Source organism: Arthrobacter sp. 05N428_2, assembly GCF_056397065.1.
In genome coordinates this window covers 1-24,938 of the sequence record NZ_JBFTMR010000013.1, presented here as the reverse complement: position 1 = coordinate 24,938, position 24,938 = coordinate 1, and the positions used below count along the sequence as shown (strand labels likewise).

General features: G+C 69.0%; 21 protein-coding genes. 15 read left to right on the top strand and 6 right to left on the bottom strand.

The features are described 5' to 3' along the window. Nucleotides 1-44: 44 nt before the first annotated feature. The 3 genes from AC1DGI_RS14215 to AC1DGI_RS14205 form a co-directional block, all read right to left on the bottom strand. The gene (locus AC1DGI_RS14215) at nucleotides 45-3,950 is read right to left on the bottom strand and encodes a Pls/PosA family non-ribosomal peptide synthetase (protein WP_476899347.1); all 3,906 of its coding nucleotides are present in this window, start codon (nucleotides 3,948-3,950) and stop codon (nucleotides 45-47) included. Between the two features lie 139 nt (nucleotides 3,951-4,089). After that, nucleotides 4,090-5,055: a quinone oxidoreductase family protein gene (locus tag AC1DGI_RS14210; protein ID WP_476899304.1), complete on the bottom strand. Its 966-nt coding sequence runs from the start codon at nucleotides 5,053-5,055 to the stop codon at nucleotides 4,090-4,092. Between the two features lie 110 nt (nucleotides 5,056-5,165). After that, a complete protein-coding gene (locus tag AC1DGI_RS14205; protein ID WP_441402181.1) occupies nucleotides 5,166-6,269 on the bottom strand; it encodes a fatty acid desaturase family protein in 1,104 nt (367 codons plus the stop codon). Nucleotides 6,270-6,452: 183 nt separating this feature from the next. On the opposite strand from AC1DGI_RS14205, the gene argC reads away from it, so the two are divergent. The 10 genes from argC (at nucleotide 6,453) to AC1DGI_RS14155 (ending at nucleotide 16,617) form a co-directional block, all read left to right on the top strand. After that, nucleotides 6,453-7,484: an N-acetyl-gamma-glutamyl-phosphate reductase gene (gene argC, locus AC1DGI_RS14200; protein ID WP_476899303.1), complete on the top strand. Its 1,032-nt coding sequence runs from the start codon at nucleotides 6,453-6,455 to the stop codon at nucleotides 7,482-7,484. Continuing rightward, entirely contained in the window at nucleotides 7,481-8,647 is a 1,167-nt protein-coding gene (gene argJ, locus AC1DGI_RS14195) for a bifunctional glutamate N-acetyltransferase/amino-acid acetyltransferase ArgJ (RefSeq protein WP_476899302.1), read from the top strand. Before argC ends, argJ begins: the two co-directional genes overlap by 4 nt. Nucleotides 8,648-8,707: 60 nt before the next feature. After that, nucleotides 8,708-9,664: an acetylglutamate kinase gene (argB, locus tag AC1DGI_RS14190; protein ID WP_476899301.1), complete on the top strand. Its 957-nt coding sequence runs from the start codon at nucleotides 8,708-8,710 to the stop codon at nucleotides 9,662-9,664. Further along, nucleotides 9,661-10,932, top strand: coding sequence for an acetylornithine transaminase (locus AC1DGI_RS14185; protein ID WP_476899300.1), 1,272 nt, complete (start codon nucleotides 9,661-9,663; stop codon nucleotides 10,930-10,932). Before argB ends, AC1DGI_RS14185 begins: the two co-directional genes overlap by 4 nt. After that, the gene (gene argF / locus AC1DGI_RS14180; protein WP_476899299.1) at nucleotides 10,929-11,906 is read left to right on the top strand and encodes an ornithine carbamoyltransferase; all 978 of its coding nucleotides are present in this window, start codon (nucleotides 10,929-10,931) and stop codon (nucleotides 11,904-11,906) included. Before AC1DGI_RS14185 ends, argF begins: the two co-directional genes overlap by 4 nt. Further along, nucleotides 11,906-12,436, top strand: coding sequence for an arginine repressor (locus tag AC1DGI_RS14175; protein WP_138769703.1), 531 nt, complete (start codon nucleotides 11,906-11,908; stop codon nucleotides 12,434-12,436). Before argF ends, AC1DGI_RS14175 begins: the two co-directional genes overlap by 1 nt. Nucleotides 12,437-12,525: 89 nt before the next feature. Beyond that, nucleotides 12,526-13,731: an argininosuccinate synthase gene (locus AC1DGI_RS14170; protein ID WP_091249950.1), complete on the top strand. Its 1,206-nt coding sequence runs from the start codon at nucleotides 12,526-12,528 to the stop codon at nucleotides 13,729-13,731. Nucleotides 13,732-13,736: 5 nt separating this feature from the next. After that, entirely contained in the window at nucleotides 13,737-15,164 is a 1,428-nt protein-coding gene (gene argH / locus AC1DGI_RS14165; RefSeq protein ID WP_476899298.1) for an argininosuccinate lyase, read from the top strand. Nucleotides 15,165-15,300: 136 nt separating this feature from the next. Beyond that, on the top strand, nucleotides 15,301-15,840 hold the full coding sequence (locus AC1DGI_RS14160; RefSeq protein ID WP_476899297.1) for a pyridoxine/pyridoxamine 5'-phosphate oxidase: 540 nt from the start codon (nucleotides 15,301-15,303) through the stop codon (nucleotides 15,838-15,840). Nucleotides 15,841-15,876: 36 nt separating this feature from the next. After that, complete coding sequence (locus AC1DGI_RS14155) at nucleotides 15,877-16,617, top strand: maleylpyruvate isomerase family mycothiol-dependent enzyme (protein WP_476899296.1); 741 nt, start codon at nucleotides 15,877-15,879, stop codon at nucleotides 16,615-16,617. Between the two features lie 28 nt (nucleotides 16,618-16,645). Here AC1DGI_RS14155 and AC1DGI_RS14150 read toward each other — a convergent pair whose 3' ends face one another. Together AC1DGI_RS14150 and AC1DGI_RS14145 are read right to left on the bottom strand one after the other, a co-directional pair. Continuing rightward, nucleotides 16,646-17,161 carry a methylated-DNA--[protein]-cysteine S-methyltransferase gene (locus AC1DGI_RS14150; RefSeq protein WP_441403136.1) on the bottom strand — a complete coding sequence of 172 codons (516 nt, stop codon included), beginning with the start codon at nucleotides 17,159-17,161 and terminating at the stop codon, nucleotides 16,646-16,648. Beyond that, the gene (locus AC1DGI_RS14145) at nucleotides 17,158-18,693 is read right to left on the bottom strand and encodes a DNA-3-methyladenine glycosylase 2 family protein (RefSeq protein WP_441403135.1); all 1,536 of its coding nucleotides are present in this window, start codon (nucleotides 18,691-18,693) and stop codon (nucleotides 17,158-17,160) included. Before AC1DGI_RS14145 ends, AC1DGI_RS14150 begins: the two co-directional genes overlap by 4 nt. A 105-nt stretch (nucleotides 18,694-18,798) precedes the next feature. Between AC1DGI_RS14145 and AC1DGI_RS14140 the strand changes: the two genes are divergently transcribed. From AC1DGI_RS14140 to tyrS, 5 genes are all read left to right on the top strand, one after another. Next, the gene (locus AC1DGI_RS14140; RefSeq protein ID WP_476899295.1) at nucleotides 18,799-19,440 is read left to right on the top strand and encodes a DNA-3-methyladenine glycosylase; all 642 of its coding nucleotides are present in this window, start codon (nucleotides 18,799-18,801) and stop codon (nucleotides 19,438-19,440) included. A 48-nt stretch (nucleotides 19,441-19,488) separates the two neighbouring features. Continuing rightward, nucleotides 19,489-20,082, top strand: a complete 594-nt coding sequence (locus AC1DGI_RS14135) for a hypothetical protein (protein ID WP_476899294.1) — start codon at nucleotides 19,489-19,491, stop codon at nucleotides 20,080-20,082. A gap of 53 nt (nucleotides 20,083-20,135) precedes the next feature. Further along, complete coding sequence (locus tag AC1DGI_RS14130) at nucleotides 20,136-20,699, top strand: adenine phosphoribosyltransferase (protein ID WP_476899293.1); 564 nt, start codon at nucleotides 20,136-20,138, stop codon at nucleotides 20,697-20,699. A 178-nt stretch (nucleotides 20,700-20,877) separates the two neighbouring features. Continuing rightward, entirely contained in the window at nucleotides 20,878-23,106 is a 2,229-nt protein-coding gene (locus AC1DGI_RS14125) for a HelD family protein (protein ID WP_476899292.1), read from the top strand. Nucleotides 23,107-23,143: 37 nt separating this feature from the next. Continuing rightward, on the top strand, nucleotides 23,144-24,457 hold the full coding sequence (gene tyrS, locus AC1DGI_RS14120) for a tyrosine--tRNA ligase (RefSeq protein WP_476899291.1): 1,314 nt from the start codon (nucleotides 23,144-23,146) through the stop codon (nucleotides 24,455-24,457). A gap of 245 nt (nucleotides 24,458-24,702) precedes the next feature. Here the strand turns inward: tyrS and AC1DGI_RS14115 are convergent. Continuing rightward, nucleotides 24,703-24,938 (bottom strand): hypothetical protein (locus AC1DGI_RS14115; protein WP_476899290.1); only part of this gene is annotated, 236 nt, incomplete at its 5' end.

The window sequence follows — 24,938 nt, the reverse complement described above, 5'->3', positions numbered from 1 at the left end:
GTTAGCGTGGGGGGGTGCCTTCCCGATTGTGCGCGGACGCTGGCTTACTTTGGCTTGGGCGCCGGGACAGCGGGTCCGCCCCACGGCCTGACCGGGTTTCCCATCCAGTACGTGGCGGCGGGTACCGTTTCGCCCCTCATGACCAGGGACGCCGGCCCCACGGTCCCGCCGTTGCCGATCCGGGCCCGCGGCAGGATGACCCCGTGCGGGCCCATCGTGGACCCGTCTTCGAGCGTAACAGTGTCGATGCTCATGACCCGGTCGTGGAAGAGATGGGTCTGGACCACGCAGCCGCGGTTGACGGTCGCGCTGCGTCCCAGGGTGACCAGGTCCGCCTCCGGCAGCCAGTAGCTTTCGCACCACGTGCCGGCGCCGATTTTGGCGCCGAGGGCGCGCAGCCACCAGACGAGCGCCGGGGTGCCGGAGGCCGAACGCGCGAACCAGGGGGCGCTGACCATCTCGATGAAGGTGTCCACCACCTCGTTGCGCCAGATGAAGGAGCTCCACAGCGGGTGTTCGCCGGGTCGGATGCGTCCCACCAGGAGCCATTTGGCGACGACGGCGCTGCCGGCGGCCACCGCACCGGCCAGCAGGACGACGACGCCGCCCAGCAGGGCCGCCACGGCATAGTTGAAGGTGCCGGCGAGCCAGTCCAGAGCCACGAGGACACCCGCGGCGACGGCGACGGTGAGCACCACCGGGACGAAGCGGCAGAGCTCCCACAGGGTGCGGGCCAGCCTTAGCCGCAGGGGCGGCTGGAAGGTGCGGGTGTCATCGGACGCGACGGCGGTCCGCCGCAGCCGGACCGGCGGGCTGCCCAGCCAGGAGGTGCCGGACTTGGCCTTGGCAGGGGTGGCGGAGAGCACTGCGACGAGGGAATTCTTGGGCACGCTGCGGCCCGCGGCGGTCATGCCGGAGTTGCCCAGGAAGGAGCGTTTGCCCACCTTGGCCGGCGCGATCTTCATCCAACCGCCGCCGAGCTCGTAGGACGCGATCAGGGTGTCATCGGCCAGGAAGGCGCCCTCGCCCACGGTCGTCATCTTCGGGATCAGCAGCACGGTGGAGGCCTCGACGTTCCGGCCGATCCTGGCGCCGAGCAGGCGCAGCCAGACGGGGGTGAAGAGGCTCGCGTAGACCGGGAAGAGCAGGTCGCGGGCCAGATCCAGGACCCGCTCCGTCGCCCAGACCTGCCAGCCGATCCGGCTCCGCACCCGGTAGTAGCCCGCGCGCAGCCCGACGCCGAGGAGGCGCGTGACGGCGAGGACCAGGACCAGGTTCGCGCCGAACCACACGAACGCGGCCAGCGGGAGCGAGAGGGCAAGCTGCGGCAGGGCCACGAGCAGCGATTCGCGGCCCTGGATGAAGCGGAAGACCACCAGCCCGGCTGCCACGGCGGACAGGTAGGGGATGAGGGCCAGCACGGCTGAAGCGGAGGCGAAACCGGCGAACCACAGCCGGCCGATCAGCCGGTGCTCCGGCGGAGCGTCCGGCCAGCCCTGTTTGGCCTTGCCGCGGCGTTCGGCCGGGGACCCGGCCACCAGGTGGCCCGCCTTAACCCGGCCGAGGACGGCGGACCCCGGCTCCACCTGCGCCCCGGCGCCAATGCTCGCCCCCGGCATGAGCGTGCTGCGGGCGCCGACGACGGCCTCGGCACCGATGTGGATCGCGCCGATATGCACGGAGTCGCCGTCGATCCACCAGCCGGAGAGATCGACCTCGGGCTCGATGTTGCAACCGGTGCCCAGGGACAGCAGGCCGGTAACGGGCGGCAGCGAGTGCAGTTGCACGTTCGTGCCGATCTTGGCGCCGAGCGCCCGGGCGTAGTACGGCACCCACGGGGCGCTGGCGAGGCTGACAGCGCCGGCCAGGTCCTGGATTTGTTCGGCCAGCCACAGGCGCAGGTGCACGCGGCCGGAGCGCGGATAGCTGCCCGGGGTCACCCCGCGCAGCAGCAGCCGGGCCGCCGCCACGGAGATCGCCATCCGCCCGGCCGGGCTGACGAACACCAGCCATGACGCCGCCACCCACCACCAGGACAGCGTCGGGGCCGCCGTGAAGCCGGCGACGGACGCCAGCAGGTTGTTGGCCGCCATCAGGTAGGTCAGCCAGCGCATCCCCACGAGGATATGCAACGGAATGCCCAGCAGCGTCTGCGCCCACTGGGCGCGGCGGGACGTGGGGCGCACCGACCGTTCGCGGGGCGCGACGGCGCCGCCTTCCGGCAGGGACTGGCGTGCCGTGTCGATCAATGCCCCGATCCGGGGGGTGGCGTAAATATCGGCCACGGTGATGGTGGGGTAGCGGACGCGCAGGGCGGAGACCAGCTGGGCCGCGGCCAGTGAACCGCCGCCGAAGGCGAAGAAGTCGGCGTCGAGGTCCGCCACGGTGCCGCCCAGGACCGCGCTCCATTGCTCAACGATCCAGGCGGCGTCATCGGGCAGGTTCAGCGGCGCCGCGGCCGCGTCGGCGGCGCCCGCGCCGGCCAGCGGCCAAGGGAGTGAGTGCCGGTCCACCTTGCCGCTGGTCTTGGTCGGCAGGGCGTCCACGACGGTGAGCATCGGAATCAGCGGGGCGGGCAGGCTGGCGCCGAGCAAGGCCCGCGCGGCCGCGAGGTCCAGCTCCCGGCCGTCGACCGGCGAGAGGTAGCCGACCAGCACCTGGTTCCCGGCCGCCGTCGTCCGCACCGCCGCCGCAGCGCCGGCCACACCGGGCAGCGCCTGGAGCGCGGCGTCGACTTCGCCCAGCTCGATCCGGCGGCCGCCCAATTTGACCTGTTCGTCCGCGCGGCCGACAAAGAGCAGCCCCTCCCGCTCGTAGCGGACCAGGTCGCCGGAACGATAGGCCCTGGACCAGCCCAGGGCCGGCAGCGGAGCGTACTTTTCGGCGTCTTTGGCCGGGTCGAGGTACCGGGCAAGCCCGACGCCGCCGATGATCAGTTCGCCGATCCCGCCCTCCGCGACGGGCGTCCCGTCGGAGCCGACGACGGCGAGGTCCCAGCCGTCCAGCGGCAGTCCGATCCGGACCGGGCCCGGACCGCCGAGCGGCGCCGCGCAGGCGACTACGGTGGCTTCGGTGGGTCCGTAAGTATTCCAGACCTCCCGTCCGTCCACGGCCAGCCGTTCCGCGAGTTCCGGCGGACAGGCCTCGCCGCCGAAGATCAGCAGGCGGACGCTTTCCAGGGCTTCGACGGGCCACAGGGCCGCGAGGGTGGGCACCGTGGACACCACCGTGATGCCGTGGTTGATGAGCCAGGGGCCCAGGTCCATGCCGGTCCGGACCAGGGCGCGCGGCGCCGGAACCAGGCAGGCCCCATGCCGCCAGGCGAGCCACATTTCCTCGCAGGAGGCATCGAACGCCACCGAGAGCCCGGCCAGCACCCGGTCCTGGGGCCCGACCGGCTCGGCCTGGAGGAAAATCCGCGCCTCGGCGTCGACGAAGGCGGCCGCCGAGCTGTGCCGCACCGCAACGCCCTTCGGCGTGCCGGTTGAGCCGGAGGTGAAGATGACCCAGGCGTCGTCGCCCGGGACCGGCTGTCTGGCTGCCGGGAAAGGCCGGGGATGGGCGGCATCCGTCACGATCGTGCCGCCGGCGCGCAGGATGCCGGAAACCCGGGCCTCGCTGAATACCAGTTTGGCGCGCTCATCGGGGTCGTCGGCGTCCACCGGAACGTAGGCGGCTCCCACCAGCAGCACCGCCAGGATCGACACGTACAGGTCGTTGGTCCCCGAGGGGATCCGGATGCCGATCTTGTCGCCGGCGCCGAGTCCGGCCAGGTGCAGCTGTTTGGCGGCCGCGCGGACCTCGCCCATCAGCTGGGCATAGCTGAGCGACCGGTGGCCGTCGTCGAGCGCGGACGCGTCCGGGAAGCGGTCGGCGGTCTCCTGCAGGATATCGATCAGGGTCCGCTCCGGCGGGGCCGCGAAGGCGCCCGGCAGTTGCGGCTGATACACGGGGTTCGCCGGGGCGGCAGGGTCCGCCGGGGTCCCGCTGCCGGCCGGGGTTCCGCTGCCGGCCGGCGGCTGCTGCTCAATCACGGGGTGATTCTCCTCGCAGCAGATGAACGGGGGATTGCGGCGCTTCCAGGCACGATCAGGGAACCAGGATGACCTTGCCGGTGGTGCGGCGCTGCTCCAGGTCCGTGTGCGCCGAAGCGGCGTCCGCGAGGTCGTAGCGGGCCCCGATCCGGACCTTAAGTCTGCCGTCCGCCACGGCGGCGAACAATTCGCCGGAGCGCCAGCGGCGTTCCTGCGCGTCGCGGAGGAAGTGGGTGATGGTGGGCCGGGTCAGGTAGAGCGAGCCGCCGGCGTTGAGCCGCTGCGGGTCGACCGGCGGAACCGGGCCGGAGGCGGCGCCAAACAGGACCAGGGTGCCGCGGATTCGCAAAGCGGACAGGGATTCGTCGAAGGTGTCCTTGCCGACGCCGTCGTACACGACGTGGGCACCGGCGCCGTCGGTCAACTCGCGCACCTTGGCGGCGAAGCCTTCGTAGCGCAGCACATGGTCCGCGCCGGCTCCGCGGGCCAGCGCCTCCTTCTCATCGGTGGAGACGGTGGTGATGACGTGCGCGCCCCTGGCCTTGAGCAACTGGATCAGGAGCAGGCCGACGCCGCCCGCGCCGGCGTGCAGCAGCACGGTGTGGCCCGGTTCGACCTTGAAGGACGAGTTGATCAGGTAATGCGCGGTGATGCCCTGCAGGGGGAGCGCGGCCGCGGTGAAGTCGTCGACGCCGTCGGGTACCGGCAGCGCCTTGTCCGCGTCCACCAGGGCGTACCCGGCGTAGCAGCTGACACCCTCGGCGGTAGCAACCCGGTCCCCGGCCGAGAATCCGGTCACCCCCTCGCCGAGCTCCTCCACGGATCCGGAGGCTTCGGACCCGGGGGTGAAGGGGTAGGAAACTTTGTAGACGCCGCTGCGCTTGTAGGTGTCAATGAAGTTCACGCCCACCGCGGCTACCTTGATGAGCAGCTGCCCCGGTCCCGGGACCGGACGGTCGACTTCCGCGAGTTCGAGTACCTCGGGGCCACCGGACTGCCGGGCGACGATTGCGTGTGTCATGGGACTCCTTGCTGAAATGTCTCCGTTCCGGGGAGGATCATTCCTGGCCCGGACCCTGAGACCATCCTAGGGACACCCAGGCGTCCGGCGCAGCGTTGCCGGGCGTGATGCTAGTAACGGCGCGTAACGGTGGCCATGGGGCATTCGAAGTGGCGGCCCGCCGCGAGGCCGACGTCGTTGAGGTAGCGGACGATGATGCCGTAGGACTGCAGCAGCGTGGTCTCGGTGTACGGGACCTGGTGCTTGGCGCAGAATTCGCGCACGATCACCGCTGCCTTGTCCAGCTGCGGGCGGGCCATGTCCGGAAAAAGATGGTGCTCGGCCTGGCGGTTGAGGCCGCCCAGGAGGATGTCCATGAAACGTCCGCCGGAGATGTTGCGGGAGGTCAGGACCTGGCGGCTGAAGAAGTCCACCCGGCTGTCCGCGGGGAGCACCGGCATGCCCTTATGGTTCGGCGCGAACGAGGCGCCCATGTAGAAGCCGAAGACGGCCAGCTGCACGCCGATGAAGGCCAGCGCCATGCCCCACGGCAGGAAGGTGAAGGTGAGGACCGGCAGCAGGCTCAGGCGCGCCAGCAGGATCGGAAGCTCAACCCAGCGGTGCGTGACCTTGGCGCGGCGGAAGACGAACTTGACCGAATCGATTTGCAGGCCGAGGCCCACCAGGAACAGCAGCGGGAAGAAAAACCAGCCCTGCTTACGGGTGAGGAACGCGAACCGACCCTGCCGGTCGGCAACCGCCTCGGCGTGGAAGGCGATGGGCCCGGGCGCAATGTCGGGATCCTTGGAAATGACGTTCGGGTGGTTGTGGTGGGCGCCGTGCTTCTGCTCCCACCAGGAGTAGCTCATGCCGGCCACCGAAGTGGCGAGCAGCCTTGCGGCCCAGTCGTTGGCCCGGCGGGAGGCAAAGATCTGGCGGTGCCCGGCCTCGTGGGCCAGGAAGCTCAGCTGGGTGCAGAGGATGCCCAGGGCGGCCGCGATCAGGAGCTGGAACCAGCTGTCACCGATCAGCGCGAAGCCGAACCAGGTGGCGGTCATCAGCAGGAGCAGGACGGAAAACAGGGTGACGTAGAAACCCACCCTGCGTTCGAGGAGGCCTGCGGCCTTGACGCTCTTCAGTAGTTCCGAATAGCTCAGGACGACGGCGTTGGGCTGCCGGACCCGCGCCTGCGGGCGCGGCGGCGTTGCGGGGGAAAGAGTGGTGGTCGGGGTCATGAAACGCATGCCTCGTAACTGTTACGGGCAACGCTGCGGCTAACATTTTCAACCGCACGGTCTGGATCACCCTTAACCAAGCATACGCCGGGCAACTGCTTCGGGACGATGCGGAGCCGGACGCGGGGCAGTGCATGCATAAATATCGGGTTCTATGCATAGTCTTGCTGTATACTCGTGGCTATGACTATTTCTGTTGCCGTCTCCGGTGCCAGCGGCTACGCCGGCGGCGAGGTCCTCAGGCTCCTGGCGGGTCATCCCGACGTCACTATCGGTGCCATCACGGCTCACAGCAACGCCGGTTCCAGACTAGGGGAATTGCAGCCACACCTCCATGGCTTGGCGGACCGGATTCTCGAGGACACCACGGTGGAGAACCTCGCCGGGCACGACGTCGTGTTCCTCGCCCTGCCGCACGGGGCCTCCGCGGAGATCGCCGCGCAGCTGCCCGCCGGGACGCTCGTGATCGACGCCGGTGCGGACCACCGGCTGGCGGACCCGGCGGCCTGGGAGAAGTTCTACGGCTCACCCCATGCCGGCACCTGGCCCTACGGCCTGCCGGAGCTGCCCGGCCAGCGCGAGGCGCTTCGCGGCGCCACCCGCATCGCCGTCCCCGGCTGCTACCCGACGTCGGCCCTGCTGGCCCTGACACCGGGGTTCAGTAACCACCTGCTCCAGGCCGACGACGTCGTAATCGTCTCGGCCTCCGGCACCTCCGGGGCGGGCAAGGCCGCGAAGGTGAACCTGATCGGCTCCGAGGTGATGGGGTCGATGAGTCCCTACGGCGTGGGCGGCGGACACCGGCACACCCCGGAGATCGAACAGGGGTTGTCGAAGGCGCTCGGGGCTCCGGTCACCGTGTCCTTCACGCCCACCCTCGCGCCGATGAGCCGCGGCATCCTCACCACGGCCACTGCCAAGGTGCGCGCCGGTGTCACGGCTGAGGAACTGCGCGCCGCTTGGTCCGAGGCATACGACGAAGAACCCTTCGTCCACCTGCTGCCGGAAGGCCAGTGGCCCGCCACCAAATCCGTGCAGGGCTCCAACCATGCCGTGATGCAGTTGGCCCTCGATGCGCACACCGGCCGCGTCGTCGTCACGTGCGCCATCGACAACCTCACCAAGGGGACCGCCGGCGGCGCCGTGCAGTCCATGAACATTGCCCTCGGCCTGGCGGAAAATGCCGGCCTCGAACTCCAGGGAGTCGCACCGTGAGCATCACCGCCCCCAAAGGATTCCGCGCCGCCGGGGTCAAGGCCGGCCTCAAGGCCTCCGGCAACCCGGACCTTGCCCTCGTAGTCAACGACGGGCCCGCCAAAGCGGCTGCCGCCGTGTTCACATCCAACCGGGTGGCCGCGGCGCCGGTGCGCTGGTCCCGCGAAGTCATCAAGGACGGCCGGGTCGACGCCGTCGTCCTGAACTCCGGGGGCGCCAACGCCTGCACCGGGCCGCAGGGCTTCCAGAACACCCACACCACGGCGGAAAAGACGGCCGAGGCGCTCGGCGTCTCGGCGACGGACGTCGTCGTCTGCTCCACTGGCCTGATCGGCGAACAGCTGCCGATGGACAAGATCCTCGCCGGGATCGGATCCGTCACGGCTGCCCTGGCGGACGACGGCGGGCCGGCGGCGGCCACCGCGATCATGACCACGGACACGGTCTCCAAGCAGGCGGTCTTCACCGGCACCGACGCCCAAGGCGCCGGATTCACCATCGGCGGCATGGCCAAGGGCGCCGGGATGCTCGCCCCGGGCCTGGCCACCATGCTGGTGGTCCTGACCACCGACGCGGAGGTACAGCCCGAACTGCTCGACGTCGTGCTCCGGGACGCCACCCGCGTCACCTTCGACCGGGCGGACTCGGACGGCTGCATGTCCACCAACGACACCGTGGTCCTGCTCGCCTCCGGCGCCTCAGGTTCTGTGCCGTCAGCAGTCGAGTTTGGCAAGGGCCTGACCCAGGTCTGCGCTGAGCTCGCCCGCAAACTGATTGGCGACGCCGAGGGCGCCAGCCACGACATCGCCATCCGCACCTTCAACGCCGCGAGCGAAAAGGACGCCGAACTGGTCAGCCGCGCCGTGGCACGCTCAAACCTCTTCAAGGCGGCCATTTTTGGCAAGGACCCGAACTGGGGCCGCGTGCTGTCCGCCGTCGGCACCACCGACGCGGCCTTCGACCCGGACCAGCTGAACGTCTCGATGAACGGCGTGCAGATCTGCCGCAACGGCAGCATCGGCGAGGACCGCAGCCTGGTGGACCTCGAGCCGCGCGACGTCCGCGTCGAGATCGACCTGCAGGCCGGCGCGGCCGAGGCCACGATCTGGACCAACGACCTCACCCACGACTACGTCCAGGAAAACAGCGCCTACTCCAGCTGATCCCCCGCAAGGGACGACCAGAGGGACGAACAGTAGGGACGAAGGGAAGGACGAACGCCCATGAACACGCAGACCCGCGAGACCACCTCCATGTCCGACGCCCAGGACAAGGCCGGCACGCTGATCGAGGCGCTGCCCTGGATCCAACGCTTCGCCGGAACCACCATGGTGATCAAGTACGGCGGCAACGCCATGGTCAACGACGAGCTCCGCCGCGCCTTCGCCGAAGATGTCGTCTTCCTGCACCACGTCGGCATCCACCCCGTGGTGGTTCACGGCGGCGGCCCGCAGATCAACGCCATGCTCGGCCGGCTCGGCATCGAATCCGAGTTCAAGGGCGGCCTGCGCGTCACCACCCCGGAGGCCATGGACGTGGTCCGGATGGTCCTGACCGGCCAAGTGGGCCGCGAACTGGTCGGTCTGATCAACTCGCACGGCCCCTACGCCGTCGGAATGTCCGGCGAAGACGGCGGCCTGCTGCGCGCTGTGCGCACCGGCACCGTCGTAGACGGCGAACAAGTGGACCTGGGCCTGGTCGGCGAAGTCGTCGGGGTGAACCCGGACGGCATCCTGGACATCGTCGCGGCCGGCCGGATCCCCGTGATTTCGACCGTCGCCCCCGAAATCGAGGACGACGGCAGCGGCGATCCCGGGGCTAAACAGGCGCAAACCACCGGCCAGGTGCTCAACGTCAACGCGGACACGGCCGCCGCGGCCCTCGCCGAAGCCCTCGGCGCCTCCAAACTCGTGATCCTGACCGACGTCGAAGGCCTCTACGCCAACTGGCCGGACCGCTCCTCGCTGATCTCCTCGCTCACCGCCTCGGAGCTGCGCGAACTGCTGCCGGGCCTGGAATCGGGCATGATCCCCAAGATGGAAGCGTGCCTCAAAGCCGTCGACGGCGGCGTGGAACGCGCGCACATTGTGGACGGCCGGCTGCCGCACTCGATGCTGCTGGAAACTTTCACCACCGCAGGCATCGGCACTCAGGTGGTCCCGGATGAGGAAAACAAATGAGCCAGATTGAAGCGTCACCCGAACTGACCGAAATCGTGGAGCCGCACGGCCACGCCACCGGCGCGCAGTGGCTGTCCCGCTACTCCGCCTCGCTGCTCGGCGTCTTCGGCACCCCGCAGCGCGTGCTGGTTCGCGGCGCCGGCTGCCTCGTCTGGGACGCCGACGGCAAGGAGTACCTGGACCTGCTCGGCGGGATCGCGGTGAACGCGCTGGGCCATGCCCACCCCTTCGTCACGTCGGTGATCTCCAGCCAGCTGGCCACCCTGGGCCACGTCTCCAACTTCTTCACCAGCCCCACCCAGGTCGCCCTGGCCGAGAAACTGCTGGACCTTGGCCTCGCCCCGGCCGGGTCCAGGGTGTTCTTCGCCAACTCCGGTACCGAAGCCGTCGAGGCCGCCTTCAAACTGGCCCGGCGCAACGGTGGTTCCAGCCCCAACAACACAGCGAAGCCGCGCACCAAGATCATCGCCCTCGACGGCGCCTTCCACGGCCGCACCATGGGTGCCCTGGCGCTGACCTCCAAAGAGGCCTACCGGGCGCCGTTCGCGCCGTTGCCCGGCGGCGTCGTGCACGTCCCCTTCGGCGACATCGAGGCGCTCCGCGCCGCGATTGACGACACCACCGCCGCCGTCTTCCTCGAACCGATCCAGGGCGAGGCGGGCGTCCGGCCGCTGCCCGCCGGCTACCTGCGGGCGGCCCGCGAAGCCACCAGCGCCGCCGGTGCCCTGCTGATCCTGGACGAGGTCCAGACCGGCATCGGCCGGACCGGCAAGTGGCTGGCCAGCGAAGACGCCGGGATCGTCCCCGACGCCGTCACCCTGGCCAAGGGCCTGGGTGGCGGCTTCCCGATCGGCGCCCTCATCACCTACGGTCCGGAGGTGTCCGCGCTGCTCTCCGCCGGCCAGCACGGCACGACGTTCGGCGGCAACCCGGTGGCCACCGCGGCCGCCCTGGCTACCCTGCACGTGCTGGAAAACCAGCACGTGCTTGCCCACGTCCGGGAGGTGGGGGAGCATCTGCGCTCCGGCCTCGCCGGGATCGACGGCGTCACCGAGGTCCGCGGCGAAGGCCTGCTGATCGGCTTTGACCTCGACGCCGACGTCGCCCCAGCCGTCGTGGCCGCGGGACTCGATGCCGGGTTCATCGTCAACAGCCCCGGCCCGCACACCATCCGGCTCGCGCCGCCACTGATCCTGACCACGGACCAGGCCGACCGCTTCCTCGCCGCGCTGCCGGCACTCCTCCAGACCGCAAAGGACGCCCAGTGACCGCACCTGTGACAACCCGCCACTTCCTCAAGGACACGGACCTCACCCCGGCCGAGCAGGCCGAGGTGCTGGAGCTCGCGGGCCGGATGAAGGCCGCCCCGTACAGCGTCCAGCCCTTTGCCGCCGCGGGCAGCGGCCGCAAGACCGTTGCCGTCATCTTCGACAAGACCTCCACCCGCACCCGGGTTTCCTTCGCCACCGGCATCGCTGACATGGGCGGCAACGCGCTCATCATTAACCCTGGCGAGGCCCAGATCGGCCACAAGGAGTCCATCGAGGACACCGCCAAGGTGCTCGAACGCATGGTGTCCACCATCGTGTGGCGGACCGGTGCCCACGCCGGCCTGGTCGCGATGGCCGAAAACTCGGGCGTGCCGGTGATCAATGCCCTGTGCGATGACTACCACCCCTGCCAGCTCCTGGCCGACCTGCTGACCATCAAGGAGCACAAGGGCGCCCTCGCGGGCCTCACCATGAGCTACCTCGGCGACGCTGCCAACAACATGGCCAACTCCTACCTGCTGGCCGGGGTGACGGCAGGCATGAACGTACGCATCGCCGGCCCCGACGGCTACCTGCCGTCCCCGGAGATCGTCGCCGCGGCGGAGGAGCGCGCCGCCCAGACCGGCGGTTCGGTGCTGGTCACCGTCGACGCTGCCGAGGCCCTCCTCGGCGCCGACGTCGTCGCCACCGACACCTGGGTCTCGATGGGCCAGGAAGACGAAAAGGCGGCGCGGATGAACCTGTTCCGCAACTATTCCGTGGACGAGGACGCCATGAAACTCGCCGCCCCGGACGCCGTCGTGCTGCACTGCCTCCCGGCGTACCGTGGCTACGAAATTTCCGCCGGCGTGATCGACGGACCGCAGTCAGTGGTCTGGGACGAGGCCGAGAACCGGCTGCACGCCCAGAAAGCCCTGATGGCGTGGCTGATGCACCGTTCTGGCCTGGCCGTGGTTGAAGGACTCGGATAGTGTCCGTCCAGCCCGCCGCCCAGGGGGCCAGCCCGGCCACCAAGACGGCACGGCAGGCGCGGATCACCGCGATCCTGACCGGCGAGTCCGTCCGTTCGCAGGCCGAACTGGCCGCCCTGCTCGCGGACGACGGCGTGCAGGTCACCCAGGCCACGCTCTCCCGCGACCTCGTCGAGCTCGGCGCCGTCCGGGTCCGCGGCAAGGACGGGGTACTCGTGTACGCCGTGCCGGGGGAGGGCGGCGAACGGGGGGCCAAGAGCGGCGTGACCCAGGAGATCCTCGATGCCCGGCTGGCACGGCTCTGCGGGGAACTGCTGGTCACGGCCGAGGCGTCCGCGAACCTCGTGGTGCTGCGCACTCCGCCGGGCGCAGCGAACTTCCTGGCCCTCGCGATCGACCACTCGGTGATGCCCTCGATCCTGGGCACCATCGCCGGGGACGACACCGTGCTGCTGGTCACCCGCGACCCGGCCGGCGGCGCCGCCGTCGCCGCCCGCTTCCTGCAACTGGCCGAGGAAGCCGGCCAGTGAACTTTCAGCAGTGAACTTTCAGCAGTGAACTTTCAGCAGAGAACTTGCACCAGAGACCCCAAGAACCCAACAACTAAGGAGCATTTGAAGTGACTGAGCGTATTGTGCTGGCCTACTCCGGTGGCCTGGATACTTCCGTAGCCATCGGCTGGATCGGTGAAGCGACCGGCGCCGAGGTCATCGCCGTGGCAGTCGACGTCGGACAGGGCGGTGAGTCGCTGGAGACCATCCGGCAGCGCGCCCTCGGCTGCGGCGCCGTCGAGGCCTATGTGGCCGACGCGTCCGACGAGTTCGCCAACGAGTACTGCGTGCCCACGCTGAAGGCGAACGCCCTCTACCAGGGCCACTACCCGCTGGTTTCCGCGATCTCCCGCCCGGTGATCGTCAAGCACCTGGTCAAGGCCGCCCGTGAATTCGGCGCCACCACCGTCGCCCACGGCTGCACCGGCAAGGGCAACGACCAGGTCCGCTTCGAGGTCGGCATCCAGACTCTCGGTCCGGACCTGAAGTGCATCGCACCGGTCCGTGACCTCGCCCTGACCCGCGACAAGGCCATCGCCTTCGCCGAGGAAAAGGGACTGCCGATCGAGACCACCAAAAAGAACCCGTACTCGATCGACCAGAACGTCTGGGGCCGCGCCGTCGAAACCGGCTACCTCGAGGACATCTGGAACGCGCCCACCAAGGACATCTACGACTACACCGCCACGCCGGAATTCCCGCCGGCCCCGGATGAGGTCACCATCTCCTTCGAAGCGGGTGTGCCGGTCGCGATCGACGGCGTCAAGGTCACCCCGCTGCAGGCCATCAAGGAACTGAACCGCCGCGCCGGCGCCCAGGGCGTGGGCCGGATCGACGTCGTCGAGGACCGCCTGGTCGGCATCAAGTCCCGCGAAATCTACGAGGCCCCCGGCGCGATGGCGCTGATCACCGCGCACAAGCACCTCGAGGACATCACGATCGAGCGCGAGCAGGCCCGCTTCAAGGCGACCGTGGGCCAGCGCTGGGCCGAGCTGGTCTACGACGGCCAGTGGTTCTCCCCGCTCAAGCGCTCCCTGGACGCCTTCATCGAAGACACCCAGCGCTACGTCTCCGGCGACATCCGCATGGTCCTGCACGGCGGCCAGGCGATCGTCAACGGGCGCCGCTCCGAGACCTCGCTCTACGATTTCGACCTCGCCACGTACGACACCGGCGACACGTTCGACCAGTCGATGGCGCGCGGCTTCATCGAGCTGTGGGGCATGTCCGCCAAGGTTGCCTCCGGCCGCGACATCCGCGTCGCAGGAAAGTAGCCCGCGTGGCTGATCAAAAGGCTGAAGCCACCAACACCGGCGCGCTCTGGGGCGGCCGGTTCGCCGGCGGCCCCGCGGACGCCCTCGCGGCGCTGAGCAAGTCCACGCATTTTGACTGGCGGCTGGCCCGCTACGACATTGCCGGGTCCCAGGCGCACGCCCGCGTGCTGCACAAGGCCGGGCTGCTGGACGACGCCGAACTGACCGGCATGCTTGCCGCGTTGACGCAGTTGGACGAGGACGTCGCCTCCGGCGCCTACCTCCCTGCGGAGTCGGACGAGGACGTGCACGGTTCGCTGGAGCGCGGCCTGATCGAGCGCGCCGGCACCCAGCTGGGCGGCAAGCTCCGCGCCGGCCGGTCCCGCAACGACCAGGTGGCCACCCTCGGCCGGATGTTCCTCCGCGACCACGCCCGGATCATCGCCCGCGGCGTCCTCGCCACGATCGACGCGCTGGTCGGCCAGGCCAAGGCGCACCAGGGGGTGGCCATGCCGGGGCGCACGCACCTCCAGCACGCCCAGCCGGTGCTGCTCAGCCACCACCTGCTGGCCCACGCCTGGGCGCTGCTGCGCGATGTGCAGCGGTTCCAGGACTGGGACAAGCGCGCGGGGGTCTCGCCTTACGGTTCCGGCGCCCTCGCCGGATCGTCGCTGGGCCTGGACCCGGAGGCCGTCGCGGCGGATCTCGGCTTCAACTCCGYGACGCACAACTCCATCGACGGCACCGCCTCCCGCGACGTCTTTGCCGAGTTCGCCTGGGTGTCGGCCATGATCGGCGTGGACCTGTCCCGGGTGTCGGAGGAGGTCATCTTGTGGGCCACCAAGGAGTTCTCCTTCGTGACCCTGCACGACTCCTACTCCACCGGCTCCTCGATCATGCCGCAGAAGAAGAACCCGGACGTGGCCGAGCTGGCCCGCGGCAAGGCCGGCCGGCTGATCGGCGACCTGACCGGGCTGCTTGCCACCCTCAAGGGCCTGCCGCTCGCGTACAACCGGGACCTGCAGGAGGACAAGGAACCGGTCTTCGACGCCGCCGACACGCTGGAAGTGCTGCTTCCGGCCGTTTCCGGCATGATTGCGACCCTGAAGTTCAACACCGAACGGATGGAATCGCTGGCGCCGCAGGGCTTCGCGCTGGCCACGGACATCGCCGAATGGCTGGTCCGGCAGGGCGTTCCGTTCCGCGAAGCGCATGAGCTCTCCGGTGCTGCGGTGAAGCAGGCCGAAAGCCGCGACGTCGAACTCTGGGACCTGACGGATGAGGAGTACGCGGCCATCTCGGAGCACTTGACGCCGGAGGTCCGCTCGGTCCTGTCCACCGAGGGCTCGCTGAACAGCCGGAACTCGCAGGGCGGGACCGCGCCGGCCGCCGTCGAGCGCCAGCTGCTGGCACTCGAGGCGGAGCTCGACGGCGTCCGCGGGTACGCCGGCTAGCACCAGACGCTCCCTCACGTCCTGCCGCATTTCTGCCGACGCTCCCGCACTGTCTGCGGGAGCGTCGGCGGATTTCCTGCCAAAGGTGAGGGAGCGTTCGGCCTTTGCCGCGGAATACTCCCGCTAGCATGGCGGCATGGGCGAATCCTTCCGCCGGATGCTGCGGGCCCTGCCCGACTTCCCCGAGCACCTGCCGGATTTCGACCCGGCCGCAGCTCCAGCAGACCCGGCCGAATTGTTCCGGCAGTGGCTCGCCGAAGCCCTGGACGCCGGGGTGCTGCAGCCGAACGCCTGCAGCCTGGCCACGGCGGACAACCTCGGACGGCCCTCCTCGCGGATGCTGATCCTCAAGGACATCGACGACGACGGCTGGCACTTCGCCACGTCCCGGGGCTCGCGCAAGGGCCGGGAACTCAGCTCCAACCCGCACGCGGCGCTGAATTTCTTCTGGCCGCAGCTGGGACGCCAGGTCCGCGTGGCCGGCGACGTCGTGGAACTCTCCGCGGAGGCCTCCGCCGCCGACTGGGATGCCCGGCCGGACGCCGACGGGAGCCCGAACCCCGGCTGGCAGCTCTACGCCATTCGACCCCGGGAGCTCGAATTCTGGCAGGCCCGGCACGACCGGCGGCACATCCGGCACCGCTACGGCCCGAACCGAACCGCCCAGCCCGGTTGATCCGGGCCCTCGGGCCGCTCCGTTAGGATGGGCGGCATGACCTCAATCACCCCTGAGAACTTGCTGGCCGAGCTCCGACGAGCCGCCGACGTCGTGAGCGGGATCACCGCGACACTGACCGAGCAGGACGTCGCTGCCGCGTCGGAACTTCCCGGCTGGACCCGCGGCCACGTCCTGGCCCACCTGGCCGGAATCGGCAACGCGATGGCCCGCCAGCTCGAGTATGCCGTCCGCGGCGAGACCGTCGAGCTCTACGATGGCGGCTTCGAGGGGCGCAACCGCGCCATCGAACTAGCGGCCGGCCACAGCGTTGAGCAGCATCGCGCGGCCGTGGCCGCCGCCTTGGACCGTGCGCTCAAGGCCTTCGGCGCGCTGGACGCGGCAGGCTGGCAGAAGCCGATCAGCTACCGCGGCGGCGTCGTGTTCGACGGCGGCCTGGCGCTGTGGCGCGAACTGACCATCCACGCCACGGACCTGGGCACCGGCCGCGGCCCGGAAACCTGGAGCCGGCCGTTCTGCGAGCACCTCTTCGATTTCCTCTCCGCGCGGGTGCCCGAGGGGGCGCGGTTCGTGCTCCAGCCCCTCGGCCTGCCGCCCGTCGCGATCGGTGCCGCGGGCGGTCGCTCGACCGTGATCAACGGCATGCTGACCGACATCGCGGCCTGGCTGGCCGGGCGCACCCCCACCCTGGGGAGCCTGCGTGCAACAGCCGCGGCCGACGGCGTCGAACTGCCCGCACTGCTGCCGTGGCCAGCGGGCGTACCCGTTTCCAATTAGGCCCGCGAAAAACCAGGCCCGGGACGAACTAGGCCTGCACGGCCAGAGCGAGCTGGCGTTCGCGGTCCAGCAGGCTTTCCTTGATGGTTAGTCCCCAACGGAAGCCGCCCAGGCTCCCGTCGGTGCGGATCACACGGTGGCACGGCACGAACAGCGCGGCCGCGTTGAAGGCGCAGGCGCTGGCCGCCGCCCGGACGGCCTTGGCGTTGCCGGAAAGTTCCGCGTATTCGGTGTAGGTCACCGGATGCCCTGGTGCCACGGTGCGGAGCATGTCCCAGGCATGGCTGCGGAAGGGGCCGGATTTCTGCAGGACCGGCACCTCCACGGCGGCGCCAGGGTCGCCCGCATAGAACTTCTCGACGGCGGCGGAGATGCCGCCGAGGTCCGCGACCGGTTCGTACCCGCCGGGCAGCAGCTCCGGGTGGATCTGTCCGGTGAGCTCGCCGGGCACGGCCGTCCAGCCGGAGGCCAGCACGGCGCCGTCCCGGGCAATGATGGTAAACGGGCCATCCGGGGTGGACATGGTCAGGAGTTGCGCTTTCATGGCGTCACTTTCTTCGGGAGTCTCTTCCTGGTGCGGGCCGCTGCCTGTGCGGCCGCGCGCCAGAGGTGCATGGTGGCGTAGGAGCGCCAAGGGCTGACCTCCCGAAAATCGGGAGAGAGCAAGCCGGGCACGCCGGCGTCCGCGGGTTCTGCCGCAGCAACCGGAGGCTGCGCCAGTGCACGGATGCCGTTGCGGACCGCGGCGTCGTTGGCCAGGAACACATCCGGGGCGCCGATCACGCGCATCGCGAGGTATCCCACGGTCCAGGGACCGACGCCGGGTAGCGGCAGGAGTTTGGCCTGCAACCCGGCCAGGTCATCGCCGTAGCCGAAATCCAGGCCGCCGGCGGCCATCGCCGCGGCCGCACCGCGGATGGAGTCGATCCGGCGCTGCGGCCCGCGGAGCAACCGGTACCCGGCATCCGCGATCTCGGCCGCCGTCGGGAAGATCCGCTGCAAACCGTTCGCCGGTACCAGGCTGTCACTCCCGGACTCGGACAGCTGAACCAGGGCCGTCCGCGCCGCCGCCACGGTGATCTGCTGGCCGACCATGGCACGGATCAGCAACTCTTGCGGGTCCACCGCGCCAGGCATCCGCATCCCCGGTGCGGCGGCAACGCTGGCCGCCAGCCGGGGATCGTCCCCGAGTGAAGCATCGATGGCGACCGGATCGGCGTCAAGGTCCAGCAGGCGGCGCACCCGGCTGAGCAGCGACGCCAGGTCCCGCAGGTCAACGGCTCCGATCGTCAGCGTCATTTCCCGCCCCGGCGTCCCGGCGTCGTAGTCCACCCGGAAGCGGGCGTCTCCGTGGGCCAGCCGCAGGGTCCGGGCGTAGGAGGCGGAGGTTCCCTCCTCGATCCCCGGGATAGCGCGGACCGCCAGGAAATCAAACACGCCCGGGTCAAACGGCTCCCGGTAGGGCAGGTTCAGCGTCAGGGCCGTGGCGGACACGGCGGTCCGGGGCGGTGCGTGCTGGTGCCGGGCCGTGGCCCGCAGCGCGGAGGGGGTCATGGCAAAGACTTCGGCGATGGTCTCGTTGAACTGTCGGACGCTGCTGAAACCCGCAGCGAACGCGACGTCGGCGGCCTTCATGGAGGTGGACACCAGCAGTGTCCGCGCGGTCTGGGCGCGGCTGGCCCGCGCCAGCGAGAGCGGACCGGCGCCGAGTTCGTGGCTGAGGATGCGGTTGAGCTGGCGGGAGGAGTAGCCCAGCCGGGCCGCGAGCCCTTCCACGCCGTCGCGGTTGATGACGCCGTCGTTGATCAGCCGCATGGCCCGGCCCGCGATGTCCGAGCGGACATTCCATGCCGGGGTGCCCGGCACGGCTTCGGGCAGGCAGCGTTTGCATGCCCGGTAGCCCGCGTCGTGCGCGGCGGCGGATGTTTCATAGAAGGTGACGTTGCCGGCTTTGGGGGTCCGGGCCGGGCAGGAGGGCCGGCAATAGATGCCGGTGGTGCGGACAGCGGTGTAGAACTGCCCGTCGAAACGGGTATCCCGGGCATCGATTGCCCGGTAGCGCTGCCAAAAGTCCATGGCTCCATCCTGCCAGCTTCCGGCGGCCGGCCGCTAGCGGAAATCGGACACCGCCGTGGAGGGGTGGGACGCGGGGGCCGTTGCGGGATTTGTTAAAGTCGGAGGATGGATTCACGCCGCACGCCCGATGCCGTGCGCGGCTTGCTCGCCGCCGACGCCCGCACCGTGGCCCCGCTGCTGCTCGGCGCCGTGCTCACGCACGAAAGCCACGGCGGGACGGTCGCGGTCCGGATCACCGAGGTGGAAGCTTACCTGGGGCCGGGAGACTCGCTGCACCCGGATCCCGGCTCGCACACTTTCCGCGGCCAGACCCGGCGAAACGCCCCGATGTTCGGGCCAGCGGGGCACCTGTACGTGTACTTCACCTACGGCATGCACCACTGCGCCAACATCGTCTGCGGCCCCGAGGGGGTCGCCTCCGCCGTCCTGCTGCGCGCCGGCAAAGTGGTGGCCGGAGAGGTGCTGGCGCTCGCGCGGCGGCCGACGTCGAAAGCCCCCAAGGACCTGGCCAGCGGCCCCGCCCGTTTCGCTACCGCCCTGGGCCTGACGACGGCGGACAGCGGCCGCGACGTGTTGGGCCAGCCGTTCAGGCTTGAGCTCCCGGACGAACCGGCATCGGAAATCAGTTCCGGGCCTAGGGTGGGCGTCTCCGGCGCCGGTGGTACGGACCAGTACCCGTGGCGCTTCTGGATCACCGGCGACCCGACAGTCTCCCGATACAAGGCGGCGAAGGTGCGGACGGCGTAGCCGGCAATCCTGGGTCTGGCAGCGGCAGTGGAGGAAAGATGGCTTCTCATGGGCGAAGGCAAACGCGGTAAACCGGGCAACGAACTCGAGAGGCTTGAGATTTTTGCGCAGCTGGCCGCCGAGTACTTCCGGATGGTCGCGCTGTTCCAAGCCGACGCGGAGCAGGCAGTGCACTCCATCGAGGGGGAGCGCAGGCATTGGATCGAGCTTTTCCGGGCCGCGATGCTGCGCAAATTCATCGTTCGAGATGAACACGTTTCGCTCAAGCTGGTGGTGAGGGCGCTCCGGCTCTGTAACTACTCGGCCGACCCCCGCATAGCTGACGGGACGCAACAAGTGGTTGAGCTGTTCACCGAGGAGATGGTCCAGGGCCGTCAGCCTGTGGGACCGGCGCCGGACGACGGTTCCGACCGCTTCGAGGACGTCCTCTACGGGCGGCTCCTGCACGGCGACGCTGACCGGTTCCACCGCTCCGGCTGGGCAACCGACTATGCCCGCCTGGGTGCGGCCGCGGCCAGGCGGTTTGACGCGGAGCGTGCACTCGAAAAGGCGTTGGACCTGGTCAGATACGGCTTCGCCAACGGCCTCCTGCGGGCCCCGGAAGCGGCGGACGAGGAAGCAGGGCGGGCTGCCGGCCGGTAGGCAGGCTGCTGCGACCCGGGCGGCGGTTTTCTACCAGCCAGTAAGATTGACGGGTGAAACAAAGCGAGCAGCACCTTACCCAGACGAGCAATGCAACCCCGGTGGACGAGCTGATCACCAGCCTCTGCGCGACCGTCCTGGACTACCCCAAGCCGGGGATCGTCTTCAAGGACCTGACCCCGGTGTTCGCCGACGGTGCCGCTTTCAAAGCTGTAGTCGACGCGCTGGTGGGTCCGTTCCTGGGCAGCTTCGACGCCGTCGCCGGCGTGGAAGCACGCGGCTTCCTGCTTGCCGCCGCCGCGGCCTATGCGACGGACACCGGCGTCGTCACCGTGCGCAAGGCCGGCAAGCTGCCCCGCGAGGTGATCTCGGAGGACTACTCGCTCGAGTACGGCACCGCCACGCTGGAGCTGCACCGCTCAGACCTGGCACCGGGCACCCGTGTGCTCATCCTCGACGACGTCCTGGCCACCGGCGGCACCCTCGGCGCAGCCGCCCGGCTGTTCGAACGGTGCGGTGCCGAGGTAACCGGCGTCGGCGTCGTCATGGAAATCGGCGAACTGAACGGTAGGACCGCCCTGGACGGACACCGGATCCACTCGCTGCTGAACCTGTAGCCGACCGTGGGCTTTGACCGTGGCCGGACCGTTGGCTGGAGGCCTGCGGCCGCCTCGGTAGAATGCCTGAAAAAAGGCGCGGCCCGCCGAAATTGGTAGAAATCTGACAAGTTTCGGGCGGACCGGCTGAAAAGGTTGTAGAATGGTGGGTCTGTCTTTTTCGATAGGGGAACGTTCGATGCACGACGCTGATTTGGCCCATGAACGCGACTACGTAGCCGGACTTTATGCCCGGCTGGACGAGTTGCGGGCGGAAAAGCGCGCCCAGCTTGCCCAAGTCCGCCGTGCCGGCGCCGTGGGCACGATGCAAAACGTCTCCGAGCGGGACGCCTTCGCGGCGCTCTACGAGGACCGGCTCGCGCAGCTCGACGCCGTCGACGACCGCCTTGTGTTCGGTCGCCTGGACCTGGACTCCGGGGATGCCCAGTACATCGGCCGCATCGGCCTCACCACCGAGGACCTGCAACGCCTGATGGTGGACTGGCGGGCGCCCGAAGCCGGCCACTTCTACCAGGCCACGGCCTTCGACCGGCAGGGCGTGCGCCGCCGCCGCCACCTGATCCTGCAGGGCCGTGAGGTCAAGGCGATCGAAGACGATGTGCTCGACGCCGACCTGCTGGCCGACAACGAATCGTTGCAGGGCGAAGGCGCACTCCTCGCTGCCCTGAATTCTAAGCGCACCGGCCGGATGTCGGACATCGTCGGCACCATCCAGTCCGAGCAGGACCGGATCATCCGCTCTTCCATCTCCGGCGCCCTCGTGGTCCAGGGCGGTCCCGGCACCGGTAAGACTGCCGTCGCCCTGCACCGGGCCGCCTACCTGCTCTACACCCACCGGGACCGGCTCAAGACCGCCGGCGTCCTGCTGGTGGGGCCGTCGTCGTCGTTCATGAACTACATCGAGCGGGTGCTGCCGTCCCTGGGCGAGACCGGCGTGGTGATGGCCAGCCTGGGGCGCCTGATGCCCGGCATTCACGCCGTCGCCGAAGACGATTCGGACGTTGCCGCCCTCAAGGGCCGGCTCGACATGGCCGAGGTGGTGGCGAACGCCGTCGCCAACCGGCAGCGGATCCCCGCCGAAAACCGCACGCTCGAGGTGGACGGCCGCAAGCTCGTGCTGACACCGCGCCAGGTCCGCCGTGCCCGGGAGAAAGCACGTGCCACCGGCAAGCCGCACAACGAGGCGAGGGTCTCGTTCGTCAAGATCCTGTTGCGGGAGCTCACCGAGCAGATGACCGAGCTGGTCGAAGCCGGCAGCATCGGCAACAACGCCGACCGCTCGTACCTCGCCGAGGACGTGCGCTCGGCCAGGGACGTCCGGGTGGCCCTGAACCTGTGCTGGATGCCGATGACGCCGGAAAAGCTGGTGGGTGAGCTGCTGAGCAAACCCGCCATCCTGGAGGCCTGCACCCCGGACCTGAGTCCGGCCGAACGGGCCCTGCTGCTGCGGCCGGCCGGTTCGCCATGGACCGAAGCCGACGTGCCGCTCCTCGACGAGGCCGCCGAACTGCTGGGCGAACTGGATCCAGCCGCCGGCCGGGGACTGGCCCAGCAGGAGCACGACCGCGCCCGGGACCTCGCCAACGCCAAGCAGACCCTGGTCAACATGGAAACGGCCGGGGTGGATGTCCTGATCTCCGCCGAGGAACTGGTGGACCAAAACCAGGAGCGCGAGGCCCGGCTGACCGCGGCGGAACGTGCCACGAGCGACCGCAACTGGGCTTTCGGGCACATTGTGGTGGACGAGGCACAGGAACTCTCACCGATGCAATGGCGGCTGCTGGTGCGCCGCTGCCCGCTGAAGTCCTTCACGATCGTCGGCGACATCGCCCAGACCAGCTCGGTGGCCGGCGCGAAATCCTGGCAGAGCGCCCTGGCTCCGATGTTCGGGGACCGCTGGCAGCTCGAAGAGCTCACCGTCAATTACCGCACCCCGTCACAGATCGCCGAGGCGGCCGCCCGGATGGCCAACGCCGCCGGACTCGTCGTCTCCGCGCCCAAGGCGGTCCGCGAGGGCCGCTGGTCGCCGGTGATCGACCGCGTCGAGCCCGGCGCGATCGTCGACAGGCTCCTTGCGATCATCCCCGAGGAACTGGACCTGCTCGAAGGCGGCCTGCTGGCGGTGATCGCCGACGGCGCGCTGCTGCCGGAGGCCACCGCCGCGCTGCGGGGCGCCTACGGCCGCCGCGTCGGCACCGGTGCCGGCAGCTACGAACAGGACATCGTCGTGATCAGCCCCCGCGAGGCCAAGGGGCTGGAGTTCGACGGCGTCGTGGTGCTGGAGCCGTCGGCGATGCTGAACCATGAGCACGGCAGGGTGGGGGACCTATACGTGGCGATGACCCGGCCCACCCAGCGCCTGCGCCTCATCGCGGCCGCCGGCGTGCCGGCGGGCATCGAAGAATAGGCCGTCCGGCCGCGCCGATCCTGCTAACTTAGATTCCGTGTCCCAGCTAAATGATCTTCAGTCCCAGCAGAACGACCCCAGCTTCGCCAACATTTGGCAGGAGCTAAAGTGGCGCGGCCTCGTGCACGTTTCCACCGACGAGGCAGAGCTGGAGAGACTACTCGCCGGCGACCCCGCAACGTACTACTGCGGCTTCGACCCCACCGCCCCGAGCCTGCACCTGGGCAACCTCGTGCAGTTGCTCCTGATGCGTCGGCTGCAGCTCGCCGGGCACAAGCCTTTGGGCCTGGTGGGAGGCTCCACCGGGCTGATCGGTGATCCCCGGCAGACCGCCGAGCGGGTCCTCAACACGCCGGAGACGGTGGCGGAATGGGTCGGCAGGCTGCAGGGACAGGTCCAGCGGTTCCTCAGCTTCGAGGGCGACAACGCGGCGCGGATGGTCAACAACCTCGATTGGACCGCGCCGCTGAGCGCCATCGATTTCCTGCGCGGGATCGGAAAGCACTTCCGCGTCGGCACGATGATCAAAAAGGACATCGTGGCCACACGCCTGAACTCCGACGAGGGCATCAGCTACACGGAGTTCAGCTACCAGATCCTGCAGGGCATGGACTACCTGCAACTGTTCCGCGACTACGGCTGTGTGCTGCAAACCGGCGGTTCCGACCAGTGGGGCAACCTCACCAGCGGCACCGACCTGATCCGCAAGGTTGAAGGCAAGCATGTTCACGCCCTGGGCACGCCGCTGATCACCAACTCGGACGGCACCAAGTTCGGCAAGAGTGAGGGCAACGCCATCTGGCTGGACGCCGACATGTGCAGCCCGTACGCGTTCTACCAGTTCTGGCTCAACACCACCGACGCCGACGTCGCAGCCCGGCTCAAGGTGTTCACCTTCCTCAGCCGCGCCGAGATCGAAGCCCTCGAAGCCTCGGTCGCCGAACGGCCGTTTGCCCGTGAAGGCCAGCGGAAACTCGCTTACGAGGTCACCTCGCTGGTGCACGGCGTGGAGGCCACCGAGAAGGTCATTGCGGCCTCGGCCGCGGTGTTTGGCGGCGGGGATTTGACCGTCCTGGACGCGTCGAGCCTGCAGGCCGCTACCGCGGAACTGCCCAGCGCCACCGTGGACAGTGCCGGCCTCGGCATCATCGATCTGCTCGTTGCCACCGGGCTCTCCGAGAGTAAATCGGCCGCCCGGCGCACCGTGGGGGAGGGTGGCGCCTACGTGAACAACACCAAAATCTCCGACCCCGACGCCGTAATCGCACCGGAGGAGCTTCTGCACGGGCGCTACCTGCTGCTGCGCCGCGGCAAGAAGAACCTGGCGACGGTCGAAGTTTCCGGACCGTAGCCGGCGCTCGTCTTAGCTATTCCGCCGTACTGCCGGCGCCGCCGGCGGGGCCATCCCGCGGGTCGCCTGTGGCGGCTCATTGCACGCTCCTTCTCGGCCGATTTGCGGTGTCGCGGGGGAGCGTGTATCGTTTTCTGAGTCGCCGCCACTGAGTGGCGACAGACCCCCAACAAAATGAAGTGATTCTTCCTGCGTCAAACGCTGGAAATCGAAATTGCTTCACATTTTGCTGGGCGGATTCGGTTCTACAGAGTGAATTTCGGAAGAATAACCGGGTTTGCAAAGTTGAAATGAATGAAATAAGCTAAGAACATAGCAGCGAAGAAAAGCGAAGCGAATAAATTTACCAAGTGAATTGTTTCGACAAGTATTCGAATGTGTCTGTTGTTTGAGAACTCAATAGTGTGCCAAGTTTGTTGATACCAATTTATTGTATTGAATTGGTTGAATTTGCCGGATCCGCCACCCCGTGGTGTGGTCT